We start from the raw sequence: 17,888 nt of genomic DNA, 5'->3' as shown, positions 1-17,888 counted from the left end.
CCGGGATCTTGCCAGCCAACACATTGTGAATGGAAGCTTATTCGTTATCGAATTTCAGCGATTGTCTGAACCGGTAGCGCTCCAGCGCCAGCTCAATCATCCGGTCGAGCAAGGCTGCATACGATAGACCGGTCTCACGCCAGAGCAGTGGGTACATGCTGAAGGGGGTGAAGCCTGGCATCGTATTCACTTCATTGATCAGGATCTTGCCATCGGATCTGCGCAGGAAGAAATCCGCCCGCGTTATCCCGCTGCCCTCAATCGCCCGGAACGCGGACAATGCGGACTCCCGCAGACGGTCTGCCACCTCCGGGTCCACCGGTGCCGGGATCAGCATCTGTGATTTGCCGTCGGTGTATTTGGCGGCGTAGTCATAATATTCACCGGAAGAGACGATTTCACCCGGAACAGAAGCCTCTGGCTCATCATTTCCGAGCACGCTGACCTCCACCTCACGCGCATCGATAAACTCCTCAACAATTACCTTGGTATCGTAGCGGAAGGCGAAATCGACCGCTTTGATCAGGCTCTCCTTGTCTACTGCTTTGGAAATGCCTACACTCGAGCCGAGATTGGCCGGCTTCACGAATACGGGGTAGCCCAGTTTATCCTCCATGCTGATAATCAGCTCATGGCTGCGGTACTTCCAGCTGCTGAGATTGAAATAATAATATTCACACTGGTCCAGTCCGGCTTCAGCAAAAAGCTTCTTCATAACCACCTTGTCCATACCCGCCGAGGAGGCCAGTACCCCTGCCCCGATATAAGGGATATTCGCCATCTCGAACAGGCCTTGAATCGTTCCGTCTTCCCCATAAGTGCCGTGCAGCAAAGGGAACATGACATCAATCGCACTCTCTCCGCCGGTCAAACCGCTGAATACCGCGCCAAGGGCTGCGTTCATATCCTCGGAGGCATCCGGCAGCTTAAGCTGCTCGATCCCGCTGTACGGCGCTCCCAGCGTCTCACCGATCTTCCACAGTCCCTGCTTGGTAATATAGAAAGGCACAATTTCATATTTGCTGTAATCAAAAGCGTTCATAACCGCAAACGCAGTCTGCAGAGATACCTCATGTTCTCCGGATTTGCCTCCATAGACCAATCCTACGGTTAATTTAGCTGCTTCCATACCCTAACCTCTTTCTCTATTATAAATAGTCATGATTAAGTTCATCCTGTAATATGAAAAAAACGGTAAACCGTTCGATCCGTCCATGCATAAGAGTCCTTATAGTCCCAGAAGCGGTGACGGCTGCTTACCGTATGGGCATTGACCAGCGGCAGTCCTCCCGCGTCAAAGGCAGTAACTACGGTGCTGTGCTGAAATAGTCCATTGCCGTCCCAGTCATACAGGATGACATCGCCAAGCATTAGCTGCTCCGGCCGGTCCACGGCCTCAGCCTGCAAACCGTCGCTGCGGCTTGCGCTCAAATAGCGCTGCAGACTGTCCGAAACCGCCCAGCTGAAGCTCCACCATTCCTGTTTGCCGTTGTAGCCTTTGTACCACCAGCCCGTTTCTCTTTTACCAGTATAGTTGATCGGCGCTCCCCCTGCAAAGAGGCATTGGGAGACATAATTGGTACAGTCCACGGCAAAAATTTCATATTCGGGATTGCCGTCCTTCCACCAGAGGTCGGCATAAGCTGCCGCCTCCTCGCGGTTGTAGCGCACTTCTCTTGAGCCTGAGCCGCCGCGGGCAATCTTGCGGCTGAGCAGTGGCTGCGACGGCTGCGGTTCGGGCAGCACCTCGCCCCATTTTGACAGCCTTCCTTCAGGCTCGTTCTCCGTCACCCTGATCGAGCTGCGCTCCGGGACGCTCCGCTCTACCGCAACAAGCTCCCAGCCCGTACCCGCCTTCCCGAAGGTCAGGCGCTCGGATTCCACCTTATCCTCGCGATGCGTAACTCCGCCTTTTTCATAATACAATGCGCTGTGCAACACCACCTCAGCCACCACCTCGGCCAGACTCTGACGGATGGTCCGCACGGTGCGCACACCGGTCTCCGCACGCAGCGGAGTAATGCCTCTCGCTGCATACCAGCCGCTAAGGCGGCGGGACATCTCCCGCTGGCGGGCATGGAAATGCGGGTCTTTGATCGTGATCAGCTGCGGTGCCGATTTTGGCTCGACCCGCCCTTTGTTGATTTGATCGACGTAGCTGTACAGACTTTTTTTCCATTGCTGCTCCATTCCTTCCACCTCTCCTTCATTCGTGTTTGTCTACTGCCACTATGTATATGAAGCAAGGTAGGCGGCTATACAGACGGTTTCGATTTAGGACAAGCTGCAGTTGCTGTTTTCCATTAAGAAGAAGCAAAAAAAACTTTACTACCCCCTATGTAACCGTTATACTAAAATTACACGCAATATGAAATACCGTTTCAATAGATGAAACAAGGAGGCGCATATATGCCAAGCAAGGATCATTTTTCGCTGGCCCGAACCCTGCAATCCGGAGGCAAATCTTACCGCTATTTCGATCTCGGCTCTCTGGAAGAGCAAGGAGCGGGCGATATCAAGTCCCTGCCTTTTTCCATCAAAGTATTATTAGAGGCTGCTGTGCGTCAATATGACGGCAGAGCCATTACCGAAGAACATGTGAAGCAATTGGCCAATTGGTCAGGCGACATTGACCGCAGCAAGGAGATTCCATTTATCCCTGCCCGGATCGTGCTGCAGGATTTCACCGGCGTTCCAGTGGTCGTCGATCTGGCGGCCATGCGTGATACCGTCAAAAAAGCCGGCGGCGATCCCAAGAAGATCAACCCGCTGGTCCCTGTAGATCTTGTCATTGACCACTCTGTCATGGTGGACGCATTCGGAACCGCCGACGCGCTTGAATATAATATGAATGTGGAGTTTGAACGCAATGAGGAGCGCTACCGCTTCCTGCGCTGGGCTCAGACGGCTTTCAACAATTTCCGCGCCGTTCCTCCCGCCACAGGCATCGTGCATCAGGTTAACCTTGAATATCTGGCTTCTGTTGCCACTACCAAGACTACGGACGGAGAAACCACCGTTTATCCCGATTCCCTGGTCGGTACCGATTCCCATACCACAATGATCAATGGTCTTGGCGTTGTCGGCTGGGGCGTGGGCGGAATTGAGGCCGAGGCAGGCATGCTGGGACAGCCGCTTTATTTTGTCACACCAGACGTAGTAGGCTTCAAGCTGACCGGCAGTCTGATCGAAGGGGCTACCGCAACCGATCTGGCGCTGACCGTAACCCAAATCCTGCGCAAGAAAGGCGTTGTCGGCAAGTTCGTTGAGTTCTATGGACCGGGACTGTCCAACATCAGTCTGGCGGACCGGGCAACGGTAGCCAATATGGCACCGGAATACGGCGCAACCATCGGCTTCTTCCCGGTAGACGACGAAACGCTGGCTTATCTGCGCAGCACCGGTCGTCCCGACGATCTGGTCGAGTTGGTAGAGACTTATTACAAGGCACAGGGCATGTTCCGCACCGCTGATACCCCGGACCCGCAGTTCAGCGATTCCATCGAGCTTGATCTGGCTTCTGTTGTGCCAAGCATGGCCGGACCGAAACGTCCGCAGGACCGGATCGAACTTACGCATATGAAAGAGAATTTCGAAGGCATTATCCGCACCCCTGTCGACAAGGGCGGGTACGGCCTCAGCGATGAGAAGATTGCCGAGGTTGTCGAGGTCACTCACAAGAACGGCAGCACAAGCAAGCTCAGCACAGGTGCTGTCGTGATTGCAGCGATCACCAGCTGTACGAACACCTCCAACCCAAGCGTTATGCTCGGGGCAGGCCTGCTCGCGAAGAAAGCGGTCGAACGTGGACTGACCAAACCCGGTTATGTCAAAACCAGTCTGACTCCCGGCTCGCTGGTGGTTACCGAATATCTGGAGAAGGCAGACCTTCTGAAGCCGCTGGAAGCATTGGGCTTCTACTTGGCCGGCTATGGCTGCGCCACCTGTATCGGCAACTCCGGCCCGCTGCCCGATGAAGTCAGCGAAGCCATCACAGACAATGATATGACCGTTGCCGCCGTTATATCCGGGAACCGCAACTTCGAGGGACGTGTGCATGCCCAGGTCAAGGCCAACTACCTGGCTTCACCTCCGCTTGTTGTCGCTTACGCGCTGGCCGGCACCGTCAACATTGATCTGCAGACGGAGCCGCTTGGCTACGATCCGCAAGGGGAGCCAGTCTACCTGAAGGACATCTGGCCGACTACGGCAGAGATCCGCGAAGCCACTCAGCGCTCGCTTAGCCCGGAGATGTTCCGCCGCAAATACGAGAATGTCTTCACTGCCAATGAGCGCTGGAATGCGATCCCTGTCCCTGAAGGCGAGCTGTATGAATGGGATGATAATTCTACCTACATTCAGAACCCGCCGTTCTTTGAGCATCTGGCGGACGGTCTTGGCGATATCAAGGATATTACCAATGCCCGCGTGCTGGCGCTGCTGGGCGATTCCGTGACCACTGACCATATCTCGCCTGCGGGTAATATTACCGCTGCCGGCCCTGCCGGAGAATACCTGCGCGGACATGGCGTAGAGCGCGCGGACTTCAACTCCTATGGCTCACGCCGCGGCAATCATGAAGTGATGATGCGTGGTACTTTCGCCAACATCCGCATCCGCAACGCGGTAGCCCCTGGCACCGAAGGCGGGGTAACCACCTTCCTGCCAAGCGAGGAAGTCATGTCGATCTATGACGCCTCGATGCTCTACCAATCTGCCGGCCAGAATCTAATTGTTATCTCAGGCAAGGAATACGGCACAGGCAGCTCCCGTGACTGGGCCGCCAAAGGCACCCTGCTGCTCGGCGTCAAAGCCGTTATTGCCGAGAGCTTCGAGCGGATTCACCGCAGCAATCTCGTCGGCATGGGCGTGCTGCCGCTGCAATTCCAGGAAGGTTATAGCTGGAGCAGCATGGGTCTGACCGGACGCGAGACCTTCAGCATTACGGGTCTGGACAACTCCGTGGTACCTTCCCAGGAGCTGACTGTTACTGCTATCCGTGAAGACGGCACACAGTTCGAGTTCCCGGTGATTGCCCGCCTGGACAGCACCGTGGATATTGATTACTACCGCAATGGCGGAATCCTGCAGACCGTGCTGCGCCAGATGCTGGCGGATGCCACTACTTCCGAGAACGCCTTGCCAGTAGAATAACTGCCACTGAGCAGACTTAGTAATTAGTGAATAATAAATGCGGGCACCAGTAAGTGCGTACTGACTGCTAACCGTTATAACTGCAGCTTTACCTCGAACACCCCCTAGAGAGTCCTGAGGATCTCTAGGGGGTGTTTTTTGTGGTCTAAAGTATAGTTTTTCTGACAACACAACCATTCCCCCCACCTCTGTTAACGCTAGATTATAACCTGCCCTCCAGTATAGAATACCAGTCCAACAACCCTGCGGACTCTGGGGTTGCTAGCGTTTGCCGTTTCTCCAAACCAGCACCATCAACACTCCTAACGGACCCAGCAGCCGCTATTTAGCATATTTTCGTATTCTGCTCACTCTAGCGGACTCAGGAGCCCTTATATGCATCAAACCCTGCCATTCCGCGCTCTGAAACAGTAAATAAGGGCTCTCCGGTCCGCTAATCCTCCAATACCGGGCAAAAATACGAAATAGAGGCTATACGGTCCGTAAGAGCTTGGGATGTTGCTTTGCAGTGATTGGATGCTGTGTTTAGGTGCTTGAGACTTGTTGGTTGGGAGTTAGGCGGATGGGCGATAATCGGGTTTGGGTTTGGGTTGTCCGTCGTTTGTTGGTTAATTCAGTGTAGTGTGATTAATTTGTTTATTAAGCTTGTAGGTACGTTGGTTCGTTGATCTGTTCATTCATCCGTGTTTCGCTGATTGGTTCGTTCGTTGCTGATTCATAGGTTGGAGCATAGTTAGTTTGAATGTTGGTTCAGAGACTTACTAGGCCGCTCTTTTCCTCCACGGTTAAGCCCACCTAAACTAATCGAGTAGGAGGGGGCGGCTAGCCCCCGACCTCTCAGTCGAGTAGCCCAAAGGAGTTTCACCTTCAGGCTCTCACAGAACCGTACGTGAACCTCTCGATTCATACGGCTCTTATCATTCAGCCAGTTATGGTTTCATTCCGAGAGCCCAATGTGGAAACATATTGGGCTCTCTTTTTGCAAGTTCTTTCAGCCATTTTTCCGCTCGACTGCGATGTCCCCTGAACCTCTTGTATTTACACATTGCCCATTTGACCAATCTGCGATTTAGACAGTCAATGGTATACTTTACTGCTGATGGATTGAATTTCGTGAAGTAGTTAAGCCAACCTCTGACCATCGGAGATAGCATTTCAGCGATCATTTCAATTTTACTACCGGTATAGCTATGAATTCGCATCGCTTTTATCTTGTCTCTGAATGCTTTGGCTGATTTCACACTCACCGATGGTAGGAAGTTGAACTGCAACCTCCCTAGTCTGTCTTTTATGAACACCCTCCGAAAGGTATATCCCAAAAACTCAAAATCGGTGACTGGAAACTCCTTCACTCTGTCCTTATCCTTGCAGTATACAATCTTGGTTTTCGTTGGATGCAATTCAAGCTTGCATTCCTCTAGTCGTTTCTTGAGTTTTTCCAGAATCTCTTCTGCTTCTGCTTGCGTTCTGCAGTGGATAATGGCATCATCTGCATATCTTTCAAACGGTGCATTTGGATTTGTTCGTTTCATCCACAAGTCAAAAGCGTAATGCATAAACAGATTCGCAAGTACAGGACTGATGACACCACCCTGAGGGGTTCCGCTTTTGCGTTCAATCCATTGACCTTCTGAATTTATGAACGGTGCGTTGAGCCATCTTTCGATATACATCAGTATCCATGATTCGCTTATGTGCTTTCGCACTGCACGCATTAATAATTCATGATCGATATTGTCAAATAGACCTTTGATGTCAAATTCTAAGACATAATCATTTCTCCAGCACCTTTTCCTCGCTTGACCTATTGCATCGATAGCTGACTTGTTTGGACGGTATCCATAAGAGTCTGTATGGAATATAGCCTCTACTCGCGGCTCTATATACATTTTAACTACCATTTGGGCCACTCTATCCCCGACTGTCGGAATGCCGAGTCCTCTTGTTCCACCTGATTTCTTTGGAATCTCGACCAATTTAACCGGTGGAGGGAAATAACTTCCGGAACTCATTCTGTTCCAGATCTTATACAAGTTTCCTTTGAGGTCTTTTTCAAAATCCTTTATGTCCAGACCGTCAATCCCTGCGCTTCCCTTATTCGCTTTGACTCTCTTAAATGCTGTCATAACAACTTGCTTTGAAATGTCAAATGGCTTGCCCTCTTTCATCGAATCCTCCTGTTACAACAGTTGTTCTCTGCTTCGAGCTGAATGATGGTACCCCTTCGCTCCATTGCCATTACAGCAACTTCATTACTATTACGGGTACCTCCGCCCCTGCATCACGCTTTGCTATTTCGACCTCGTCTTTCTGTGACTTGTGTCTTTTCACTTACTATCGTGATGCAGGTTCCTGTGTTTCACATCAGAGCCTGATATGCACTCATGCTGCCTTAATACCGTTTGCCGAGCAGTCAGCCTTCAGGTCTACTTCTGCTCTTATCCCTGTCTAGTGGTGAACAACAGGTTTTGACAAAGCTTTACGTTATCGATACTTCATCGGCAGTTCACTTTCGTTCATCTTTGCATATCCCACATGATTGCTTGTGGCAACCTTTTCCCTAGACGCTCACTACCACAACTCTTAATTGCAGCAGCTTAGGGTTGTTTGACGGGTTCGCCTGACTCGATCCCCGTCGAGGGGCCTTCCTCATCTCTGACGCAACTTTCACAGCACACCACCACCGTACGTACCGTTCGGTATACGGCGGTTCATGAAATATTCCGTAGTGAGTTGTATCTGTCCAATAAGCTCTTGAGTCCATTGGATTCCCAGTATTGGTTATTCAATGCTCGTGACAAAATTGGACTTCCTGCTATTCGCCAATACCCTTTTCGGGTATTTCCCCATTCATAGGCTTTATTCTTAGGCATGCCTAAGGATAGTAGCCTTTTGACTTTGGTTCTCGGGTTCTTCCATTGCTTCCAAAGGCACATTCGTAGCCTTCTTCGTACCCATTTATCCATGTCTTGAAGAACACTTGGTGTATCCGCTAGCGAGAAGTACCCGCACCATCCCATTAGGTATTGGTTTAGTTCCTTGATTCGCTCTTCCATCTTCATCGGTTTCTTTCGAGACGTGATCTCTCGAATTCTGACCTTCGCTTTCTGTAAGGACTGCTTCGCAATTCTCACCTTCGGCTCTTTGTCCACACTAAAACTAAACCCAAGAAATTTCCGTTTCCAGGGTCGGTCTACTGCACTCTTTCCTTGGTTCACCTTGAGTTTAACCTTGTCTCGATGAATCGGGTGACGGATGCCTTGACTCGTTCGCCTGCTCTTGGCGTTTTCACGTAGATATTACAGTCATCCGCATAGCGGACGAAGTGGTGTCCACGTTGCTCTAATTCCTTGTCCAACTCGTCCAGTACAATATTAGATAATAACGGACTCAAAGGACCCCCTTGCGGTGCTCCTTCTAGTGTCGGTTGAACTAACCCGTTCTCCATCACGCCCGATTGAAGGTATTTACGAATAAGTAAAAGGACTTTCTTGTCCTTCACTTTCTCCGAAATCTTCAGCATTAGACGGTCATGGTTGACGCGATCAAAGAATTTCTCCAAGTCCAGGTCGACTACAAATCGGTATCCTTCTTTCATGAATCCTCTTGCTTCCCTTACGGCATCATGTCCCCGCCTTTTGGGGCGAAATCCATAACTGTGCTCGGAAAACTGTGGATCGAACAATGGGGTTAACACCTGGGCGATGGCTTGCTGTAGCATTCGGTCGGTCACGGTAGGGATTCCTAACTTCCTGACACCTCCGCCATTCGGTTTCGGGATTTCGACCCGACGCACGGGACTAGGTTGGTAGGTTCCTTCTTCTATCGCTTGCCGTAAGGATTGCCAGTTGTGTACGATGTGTTCTCGTAAGGATTTTACGGACATCCCATCTACGCCATGGCTTCCTTTATTGGCTTCCACACGCTTTAACGCTTGTAGAAGATTTTCCCGTGACAGTAACTGCTCCAACATTTTTTTTATATACCTCTCTTTACGTGATTTGTACTTTCCTCTTGTGCCAGAGATGAATTCTGCCCTGCCGAAGCCCCACACGGAATTCACCGCTTCCTTCTTCAGTCAGTTCCTTTCGGATATTCTGCTTTCATTACTCATCTTGAACGCCTGGATGTACAAATACCTATTTCATGTTCGGTCCTTCCGCAGCTATTGCAACAGCTTGCGTACTATGACGTCTGCTGACTTCTGTGCGTTCAGCCTGTCCTCACGAACAGGGTTACAAAGTTGTCTTCGTGTTTCGCACAGATCTCCCCAGGTAAGAACGCTATCTTTCCCTCCATCTATTCGCCTCATTTACTTCCGTTCATCTTCGGCAGTAAGGACTTTAACTTGTTATGCAGTCTCATCCAATGAACGTTAGCCTGATATGAGATTCGTGTTCCTCGAACCGGAGGTTTGCCGCCGACTTCCTTCAGATTCCACCTCACGGTGGACACCCTTGTCTTAAGCTAATGGCTACTACTGCCTTCACCATTCGGGACTTTCACCCTATAGATAGCGCCCATGCTGGGCGCACATAAGAGGCGCTCCCGCAGGGCAGGACCGCCTCTTTCTCAATCAACTAATAGCCCGAAGACTTGCCACAGTCTGCCCGGACAATCAGGGCAGCATCATACCCATTTCGGCAGCGGCCTCGCTCAGCACAGCGGCGTAGTCAACCAGCGTCTCCCGGGAGAGCCGGTTGACTGGCCCAGAGAGCGACAACGCGGCTACAACATGGCCGCTGCGGCCCGTGACCGGGACAGCTACCGCTGCCGCCCCCGGCTCACGCTCCTCGAAGCTGGTGGCATAGCCCTGGCGGATGATCTCCAGCAGCTGCTCGCGGTATTGGCCGCGGTCCACTGCATCCGGCCAGGACGGGCTCTCCAGCAGCTGGCTCAGCGCCTCCGGCGGCGCATACGCCGCCAGCACCTTGCTGGACGCACCTACGGACAGCGGCAGCCGCGCACCGATCTGGGCGACCCGCCGGATCGCCTGCTGGCTCTGCACCGCCTGGATGCGCACGCGCTCTATGCCGTCGCGCAGATAGAGGCTGACCGTCTCGCCCAGCCGGTCGCGCAGCCGCTCCATCGCCGGCAGCAGCAGTGCCGCCGGCTCGTCGAAGGCCGGCAGATGAGTCGACAGCTCCCAGATGCGGATGCCCAGCCGGTATTTCTCGGTAGCTGGATTACGCAGCAAGAACCCTCTCTCCTCCAGTGTTGTCAGCAGCCGATGTACCGTGCTTTTGTGCAGATCAATTCTGGAAGCAATCTCCGTAAGCCCCAAATCCCGCTCCTGCGTAAAACAAAGCAATATATCAAGCGCACGTTCCACGGCGCGTACGGTCAGCTTGCGGTCTTCCATCCCATTCTCCCCTTAGTGTTTCATCAAATGAAACGCGGTTACATTATTAACTATATCTATTCTATTTTACTTGAACATCTTGCCGAAAGTCCAGTATTATCATCAAACCGGAAAAGGCTGGGAGCCAGTTTACAGTTACATTACAAAAGCGGCTAATTCATTGACTTTGTAAGGGGATGACCCTACGATTAATGTAGATCGTTCTCAAGTTCATCATTCAACTTCAGTTTTTATAATAAGCATATTTCCGATTTTTAGGAGGGGACCTCATGAACTTGGCTACTAACACCGGCACGCCGGTCTCCCGCCAGTCCGAGAAACATCAATCCGGAACAGCGACACCGCTATCCTTGCGGATGATCCGTCTTAAGCATGTTATCGTAGCACTGCTGCTATCAGTCTTCTTCTTCTTCGTCTTCTGCTTCATCTTCCTGCATGGATACATCGCCTGGGTGCTCTCCAACCCCACCGTTGCTCCGCTGTATTCCAATCCCTCGCTGTCCAAAGGGCTGAATTATGAGGAAATTACCTTTCCCGCGCTGGACGGAAGCCGCGACATGAAAGGCTGGTATATCCCGGCTAAGGGGTCTTCCAAGACCATCGTCTTCAGCCATGGCTACGGCGCGAACCGGGAGGAGTCCTGGGTGCCGATGTATGACCTGGCCCATTACGCCCACCGTCTCAACTTCAATGTCGTCATGTTCGACTATGGCTTCGCATCCCAGAGCAACAAGGACATCGCCACAGGAGGCAAAAAAGAATCCCAGCAGCTGCTGGGCGCCATCCAGCTGGCCAAGGAACGCGGCGCGAGAGAAATCGTCGTCTGGGGGTTCTCCATGGGGGCGGGCACCGCACTTCAGGCCGGCCTCGTGACAGAGGATGTGGATGCCATGATTCTGGACAGCACCTTTTTGCTGGAGCCGGATACTCTCTACCACAACATTAAGCAGAACATAAATCTGCCCCGCCAGCCGTCGCTGGAGATCATGGAGCTGCTATTCCCCGTGCTGAATGGCACAGGGCTGAACCAGATCCCTTATGCCAAGGTGAAGGCCAAGGATTATCCATTCCCGATTCTGTTTATGCACGGAACAAAGGATGACAAGGCACCTTATCCGATTGCTGAGGAACTGGCGGCCAACCAGACTAATCCTTTTTCGGAATCCTGGATTATTGAAGACAGCCATCATGAGCTGCTGTTCCGTGAGCATCCCCGCGAGTATCTGCGCCGTGTTTCCGCTTTTCTGGGCAATGTGCAGCTGGCGGTAGAAGGGCAGAATAACCCGCCTATCGCAGCCGGCCAATAACTCCTCCCGTCATAAGATGCTCCAGCCGTTCATATAATGAACCGCCTGAAGACTTATGACGGGAGGTTTGTATGTAAAATGCTATATGTATACGGTCCAATGATGCCTGCGCGCATTCTGGAGGAAATTGTATTCTGGAAGAACCAGGAGAAAGAGCATACCGTGGTCATCAAGGCGCTGATCCCGCAGTTGGAGGAGCCTTATGTGAAGCTGCTGAATGAGTGGGCCGCAGTGTTTGCCGCCACCTCGCAGGCAGCGGCGCAGCTGCTGGAATCGGCGGTTGCCCCGGTCCCCCCCGGTTCCTCTCACCTTATTCCTGAAACGGAGCAGCTGATCTACATCGCCTGTACCCAGTCCCATGAATTCATCCGCCAGCTGTACGCCATGATGGAGAGCAGTCCGGCAGTAAACGCCCAGCCTCTATCCAGTGTGGTACTGCTGCATTTCATCCGCGAAAGCCAGTATTTCCTCGCGATGCTGGAATCCCTTAGCCAGGCAGGCCAGCTGTCCCGCGCTATGAGAAGCGACAGCGAGCTGCCGCAGCCTGCCGGTGACCAACCGACAGCCCAGAAAAGCTCACTGCAGCCTGCTTCCGTATCAACGGCAGCGGCCCCTTCCTCCAGTGTGCGTGAGCCCGGTTCGGTACCCATAGGCGGACATACCCTTCCCCCACTGCCTTATGCCTATAATGCGCTGGAGCCATATATCGACGAGAAGACGATGCGTATCCACCATGACATCCACCACAAGAGTTATGTAGATGGCCTCAACAAGGCTGAGCTGAAGCTTGCAGACGCCCGAACAAGCGGCGACTTCGACCTCGTTAAGCATTGGGAACGTGAGCTGGCCTTCCACGGAGCCGGGCATTACCTGCACACGCTCTTCTGGACAATCATGTCCCCACAGGGCGGCGGGCGGCCCACAGGAGCGCTGCTGGCAGAGATTGGGCGCAGCTTCGGCAGCTTCGACGCCTTCAAACGCCAGTTCAGCGAAGCGGCGGAGAAGGTGGAAGGCGGCGGCTGGGCCATCCTGGTCTGGAGCCCACGCAGCCGCAGACTCGAGATTCTGACTGCGGAGAAACATCAGAACCTGTCCCAGTGGGATGTAATCCCGCTGCTTGCCCTGGATGTATGGGAGCATGCCTATTACCTCAAGCACCAGAACAAACGCGGCGATTACATCAAGGATTGGTGGAAGGTGGTCAACTGGCGGCAGGTGTCCGAACGATATGCTGCCGCGAGCAAGCTGGCCTGGCAGCCCTACTAAGAACAGAGCGGCAGCCGCAGGTTATACTAGGCCGCTTGTTCAGGCCTGTTTAGATATGTACATGCAGCTTCAGGAGTTGCTGAACCGCATTATACATGTTGCACACTAGAAGAACCCGGCTCACCTGAGCCGGGTTCTATTTATCTTCCCATACTATGGTTCTTGCTCTATTCTTTGATCAAGGACAGGAATTCAGCACGGGCAGCAGCATCTTCACGGAAACTTCCCCGGGATGCCATGGTTACCGTCTTGCTTCCCGGCTTCTTCACACCACGGGCACACATACAGAGATGTTCGCCTTCTACCACGACAATTACACCGTGTGGGTTCAGCACTTCCGTCATAATGTCGGCGATCTGCGCCGTGATCCGCTCCTGCACCTGCAGCCGCCGGCTGACCGCTTCCACCAGACGGGCCAGCTTGCTCAGTCCGGCAATGCGTCCACTCGGAATATAACCGATATGCACTTTACCGAAGAAAGGGGCCATATGGTGCTCGCACTGGCTATAATAAACAATATCCTTAACGATCACCAGCTCTTCATGAGACTCATCAAAAGTTACACCGAGCGCCTCCCGGGGATCCACTGAATAGCCGCCAAATATCTCCTCATACATCCGCGTAACACGTGCCGGCGTCTCCAGCAATCCCTCGCGCCTTGTATCCTCACCAATCAATTCCAGTATTTTGGAAACGTGATATTCAATCTGTTCCCGGTTGCCGGCAACCTTGCCGTTGATATATTCCTTGATTCCCCCCATGAAGCCTCCCCCTTCCAAAAACAACAAGTTCTCTTATTCTGCCTGATTCGGCAATTACTTACTCTTGCGTTTATTTCCTTTGGCTGCCGCCGGTGCGCGTCCAGGCTGTTGAGGATTGTTCTTCATCATCTGCTGGGCACGCTGCATTTGCTTGCCGTTAAGGTTGTATCCCATTTGCTTGGCAACCTTCTGCAGCATTTCAGGATCATTCTGCATGCTAGTCATCTGTCTGCGCAGATAATATACACCAATAAAAAAGCCGCCGATCAGACCAACAACCAGAGTAATAATGGGTAATGCAATATTCATCTAGAATCCACCTCTGCACTCTATTGTCTACAACGCCAAGGGCGCGCGAATCTATCATAGCATTTCAAGAACTGGACAGCAATTGGATTTAGTTTCATAGCCATCGCTCAATCTTCCTGTGCTTCGGCCCCTCCCAGGAGCACTTGCTCTGCCCGCTCCAGCATTGCGCAGACCTCCGGGTCCTCCTCATGCTGGATAGCCTGTCTCACCGCACTCAGCGCATCACTGCCGCCAATGCGTCCCAGTGCCCAGGCAGCTGTGCCACGCATTTCCGGCCGGATATCCTTAAGCAGCACCTCGGTCAGCTTGGGCACAGCAGTCTTATCCTTGAAATTCCCAAGGGCAATCACCGCATTGCGCTGCAATGGCTTCTTGCCTCTCCAGGCTGCCGAGCTGCTGCCGAACTGTTCCTTGAATTCGCGGTTGCTTAGATCAAGCATCGGCAGCAGCAGCGGCTTCACGATCTCCGGATCAGGCAGCAGCTGGGGACGGTGATCCCAGTTCTTGCCCCGGTTGTGCGGACAGACCACCTGGCACGTATCGCAGCCGTAGAGCCGGTTGCCGATCTTCGTCATATGCTCCTCGCTGAGGAAGCCTTTGGTCTGCGTCAGATAAGAAATACAAGCCTGTGCATTCAGCTGTCCGGGACCTACTAGTGCGCCGGTAGGGCAAGCATCAATACATTTCGTGCAGTCTCCGCAGCCTTCTTCGACGGGAACATCGGGAGGGAACGGAAGGTTGGTGACCATTTCGCCCAAATAGATCCAAGAGCCCCACTGCGGGGAGATCACGGCGCAGTTCTTGGCGCTGAAGCCGATGCCCGCCCGTTCGGCAACCGCCCGGTCCACCAGCACGCCGGTATCGACCATGCTCTCCAGCACAGCTCCGGGTACACGCTCGCGGATATAGGTCTCCAGCTTCATCAGCGCTTCGCGCAGCACATGATGATAATCCTGGCCCCAGGAAGCGCGGGCAAGGATCCCCCGCCTTGCCCCAGGCTCCGACTTGGGCGGGTCCACAAGCTTGGAGGGATACGCTACAGCAATGGCAATAATGGACAACGGCTGTTCCCCGTTCGGCAAGGCCGGAACCGTTCTTTTGTTCAAGTCTGGCTCTTCAAAGCCGGATTCATACCCGTTGTCCCGGTGCTGCTGCAGAATGCTTTTCAAATATAGAAACGGCTCTGCCGTAGCAAATCCGATACTGTCAATCCCAAGGGATGATGCTGCCTCCTGCAGCTCCGCCTTAAGCTTAGTCCATTGCGAAGGCGGAGCTGCATATGCTGACTGATTATAATTGTTCATTTCCGCCTTCCTCCTCTTCCTACATTATAGAGAACTCAACTTGGACAGCGGCCACCAAATATAGGAAGCGATCCCAACGATAATATCCTCCGGCACCGCCCCGAAATAGCGGCTGTCCTTGCTTGCTCCCGCGCGGCGGTTATCGCCCATCACGAAATAACGTCCCTGCTCCACAGTCAATTCGCCAAAATCAGGATCTTCGATCTCTGTATCAATGTACGGCTCCACCACCGGCGCACCATTCACAACCAGCTGATGCTCGCGCACTTCAACCGTGTCGCCAGGCAGACCGACTACCCGTTTCACCAGATATTCCTTCTGGTCCGGTCCGGTACTTGGATCATGCAGCACAATCACATCGCCGCGTTCGGGCGTAGAGAAGGAAAGTGTGATTTTGTTGATGAAGAGACGCTCCCCTTCCCATAAAGTAGGCTGCATCGACTGGCCGATTACCGTTGATAGATTAAACACAAACATATTAAGCAGCGACATCACCACAAAAACCACAGCTCCGGTGATCAGCCAATCCTTCAGCTCCCTGACCCATCTCGGTCCCCAAGCAGACCTGGAGGCTCTGTGTGTGGCAGATCTGTATCTGTGCTTACGGCTGCGCATGGATAACGGTTCAAGCCCCTGGCTCATAGGTCACCCTCTCGCCTTGTTAATAAACTTCGCGTGCGTAATCAGAACATATAACAATAGAAAAGCATATCTCCCGGCCATTTGCAATGGACGCGGAAAGATATGCTTCAGTATAATGGAACAGACTATGCAGTCGCTATAGTTCTCTGTATGAAAATGTTTCCGCTTACGCACTGCCGGAGAATGAATACCGGTTCAGCCTACAATGCTTAGCTTGCGAACGGATTTGAAAATCTGGTTCTCGTTATAGCCCATCGCTTCATACAGCGGCAATGCGAAGGAGTTGTGCTCATCAACGGCTACAAAAATACCGCTGACCTTACGGGCCTGGAATTTGTGTTCCATAGCTGTAACAAGACTTCTGCCTATCCCTCTGCGGCGGTAATCAGGATGGACGGCGACGCGGAAATAACAGCCGTGATTCTTCTCGATCGTGCCAATGATTGCACCAACAAGCTCTCCTTCATCCTCAGCAACTACAATGAGATCCGAATCCCATGAGAGCTGCCTGGAGAAAGGCTCGATGGTATTCTCGAAACATTCTTCCGATAATGCGGTCTGCAGCAGTTCAGTCACAGGGCTAACGTCGCTTAATTGAAAGGAACGTACGTGCATTCTTTACAATCTCCCTTTTCTATGGCTTAGAGTTTTACAAAAAGAAGGAGTTCCCATAACACTTTGGAAAGAGAAAAAACATACTTAAAGCAGCTGTGGATATCATTTCGAAGAGATCGCCGAAACGGTTAAAATATGACGATAGTATTGTAATTAAAGAAATGTTCAGTTTGGGCTGAACAGATAAAAAAGTTCTTTAATCCGCAAAAATCGAGGAATACCTGCTTTTAAATCTATTAAAACACACTTTTCTCGCGATATCACCATTTTTCTTTTGAAAGCGCTTGATATTAAGCGTTTACATTATTAAATGTTACACAGATATGTAAATAACGGATTAAAGACAGTATAAATTATTGTAAACTGCGGAATTTTATATCTTGCATTCAGACAAAGGCTTCGGACAGGTAATTGGCACTGCGGCAGACTTTGTAAACAATATTGTTTGTTTAGTGTTGCATTATGTTTCCAGATACGGTTTAATAGAAGTAGCATATGGGTTAATTACACTATAACATCAAAACTCAGGAGGGATTTTTCCAATGGCATTTCAATTACCGGCACTTCCTTATTCGAACAACGCACTCGAACCGCATATCGACGCTCTGACGATGGAGATTCATCATGACAGACACCATAATACTTATGTGACGAACCTGAACGCTGCTCTGGAAAAGGCACCTGAACTGCAGAACAAAAGCATTGAAGAGCTGCTTACCGACCTGAACGCTGTTCCTGAAGCAATCCGCACCGCGGTACGCAACAATGGCGGCGGACATGCCAACCACACTCTGTTCTGGGAAGTTATCGGACCAGACGGCGGCGGCGCACCTACAGGCGCTTTGGCTGCTGCTATCGACAGCGAGCTGGGCGGCTTAGATAAATTCAAAGAGGATTTCGCAGCTGCAGCTACTACTCGCTTCGGGAGCGGCTGGGCTTGGCTGGTTGTCAAGGACGGCAAACTGGCTGTAACCAGCACACCTAACCAGGATAATCCGATCAGCGAAGGCGCAACGCCAATTCTTGGTCTGGATGTATGGGAGCATGCCTACTATCTCAACTACCAGAACAAACGCCCTGAGTACATCAAGGCTTTCTGGAATGTAGTGAACTGGGCAGAAGTTGGCAAACGCTACGAAAGCTCCAAATAAGCAACATTTTCTATAAC

The 17,888-nt window shown here is 51.9% G+C and carries 12 protein-coding genes and 2 pseudogenes; 4 read left to right on the top strand and 10 right to left on the bottom strand.

Features of this window, described 5'->3' with window-relative positions; genetic code table 11:
• Nucleotides 1–37 precede the first annotated feature (37 nt).
• Together B9T62_RS35220 and B9T62_RS35215 are read right to left on the bottom strand one after the other, a co-directional pair.
• On the bottom strand, nucleotides 38–1,129 hold the full coding sequence (locus tag B9T62_RS35220) for a D-alanine--D-alanine ligase (RefSeq protein WP_087919508.1): 1,092 nt from the start codon (nucleotides 1,127–1,129) through the stop codon (nucleotides 38–40).
• A 41-nt stretch (nucleotides 1,130–1,170) separates the two neighbouring features.
• On the bottom strand, nucleotides 1,171–2,190 hold the full coding sequence (locus tag B9T62_RS35215; protein WP_087919507.1) for an amidase domain-containing protein: 1,020 nt from the start codon (nucleotides 2,188–2,190) through the stop codon (nucleotides 1,171–1,173).
• Nucleotides 2,191–2,409: 219 nt separating this feature from the next.
• Between B9T62_RS35215 and acnA the strand changes: the two genes are divergently transcribed.
• The gene (gene acnA, locus B9T62_RS35210; protein WP_087919506.1) at nucleotides 2,410–5,154 is read left to right on the top strand and encodes an aconitate hydratase AcnA; all 2,745 of its coding nucleotides are present in this window, start codon (nucleotides 2,410–2,412) and stop codon (nucleotides 5,152–5,154) included.
• 929 nt (nucleotides 5,155–6,083) lie between these two features.
• Here acnA and ltrA (B9T62_RS35205) read toward each other — a convergent pair.
• From ltrA (B9T62_RS35205) to B9T62_RS35190, 3 genes and pseudogenes are all read right to left on the bottom strand, one after another.
• Nucleotides 6,084–7,322, bottom strand: a complete 1,239-nt coding sequence (gene ltrA / locus B9T62_RS35205) for a group II intron reverse transcriptase/maturase (protein ID WP_087913485.1) — start codon at nucleotides 7,320–7,322, stop codon at nucleotides 6,084–6,086.
• Nucleotides 7,323–7,865: 543 nt separating this feature from the next.
• Nucleotides 7,866–9,127: pseudogene (ltrA, locus tag B9T62_RS35200) on the bottom strand (group II intron reverse transcriptase/maturase).
• 645 nt (nucleotides 9,128–9,772) lie between these two features.
• Nucleotides 9,773–10,516, bottom strand: a complete 744-nt coding sequence (locus tag B9T62_RS35190; protein WP_087919505.1) for an IclR family transcriptional regulator — start codon at nucleotides 10,514–10,516, stop codon at nucleotides 9,773–9,775.
• A gap of 269 nt (nucleotides 10,517–10,785) precedes the next feature.
• Here B9T62_RS35190 and B9T62_RS35185 point away from each other — a divergent pair, with 269 nt between their 5' ends.
• Together B9T62_RS35185 and B9T62_RS35180 are read left to right on the top strand one after the other, a co-directional pair.
• Nucleotides 10,786–11,823, top strand: coding sequence for an alpha/beta hydrolase (locus B9T62_RS35185; RefSeq protein WP_087919504.1), 1,038 nt, complete (start codon nucleotides 10,786–10,788; stop codon nucleotides 11,821–11,823).
• A 78-nt stretch (nucleotides 11,824–11,901) separates the two neighbouring features.
• Nucleotides 11,902–13,089, top strand: coding sequence for a Fe-Mn family superoxide dismutase (locus B9T62_RS35180; RefSeq protein ID WP_087919503.1), 1,188 nt, complete (start codon nucleotides 11,902–11,904; stop codon nucleotides 13,087–13,089).
• A 167-nt stretch (nucleotides 13,090–13,256) separates the two neighbouring features.
• Here B9T62_RS35180 and folE read toward each other — a convergent pair whose 3' ends face one another.
• The 5 genes and pseudogenes from folE to B9T62_RS35155 all read right to left on the bottom strand — a co-directional run bounded on the left by folE (nucleotide 13,257) and on the right by B9T62_RS35155 (nucleotide 16,720).
• Complete coding sequence (gene folE, locus B9T62_RS35175) at nucleotides 13,257–13,850, bottom strand: GTP cyclohydrolase I FolE (protein ID WP_087919502.1); 594 nt, start codon at nucleotides 13,848–13,850, stop codon at nucleotides 13,257–13,259.
• A 54-nt stretch (nucleotides 13,851–13,904) separates the two neighbouring features.
• The gene (locus B9T62_RS35170) at nucleotides 13,905–14,159 is read right to left on the bottom strand and encodes a YneF family protein (protein ID WP_087919501.1); all 255 of its coding nucleotides are present in this window, start codon (nucleotides 14,157–14,159) and stop codon (nucleotides 13,905–13,907) included.
• Nucleotides 14,160–14,376: 217 nt separating this feature from the next.
• A pseudogene (queG, locus tag B9T62_RS35165) lies at nucleotides 14,377–15,463 on the bottom strand (tRNA epoxyqueuosine(34) reductase QueG); the annotation flags it as partial.
• A gap of 24 nt (nucleotides 15,464–15,487) precedes the next feature.
• Entirely contained in the window at nucleotides 15,488–16,105 is a 618-nt protein-coding gene (gene lepB, locus B9T62_RS35160) for a signal peptidase I (RefSeq protein WP_087919499.1), read from the bottom strand.
• 195 nt (nucleotides 16,106–16,300) lie between these two features.
• Complete coding sequence (locus B9T62_RS35155; protein ID WP_087919498.1) at nucleotides 16,301–16,720, bottom strand: GNAT family N-acetyltransferase; 420 nt, start codon at nucleotides 16,718–16,720, stop codon at nucleotides 16,301–16,303.
• Between the two features lie 542 nt (nucleotides 16,721–17,262).
• On the opposite strand from B9T62_RS35155, the gene B9T62_RS35150 reads away from it, so the two are divergent.
• Nucleotides 17,263–17,871 carry a superoxide dismutase gene (locus B9T62_RS35150; RefSeq protein WP_087919497.1) on the top strand — a complete coding sequence of 203 codons (609 nt, stop codon included), beginning with the start codon at nucleotides 17,263–17,265 and terminating at the stop codon, nucleotides 17,869–17,871.
• Nucleotides 17,872–17,888: the final 17 nt, after the last annotated feature.

The organism is Paenibacillus donghaensis (genome assembly GCF_002192415.1).
Lineage (GTDB): Bacteria > Bacillota > Bacilli > Paenibacillales > Paenibacillaceae > Paenibacillus_AQ > Paenibacillus_AQ donghaensis.
Note: the sequence above shows the minus strand (reverse complement) of the source record. Positions and strands in the feature narration are given on the sequence as shown.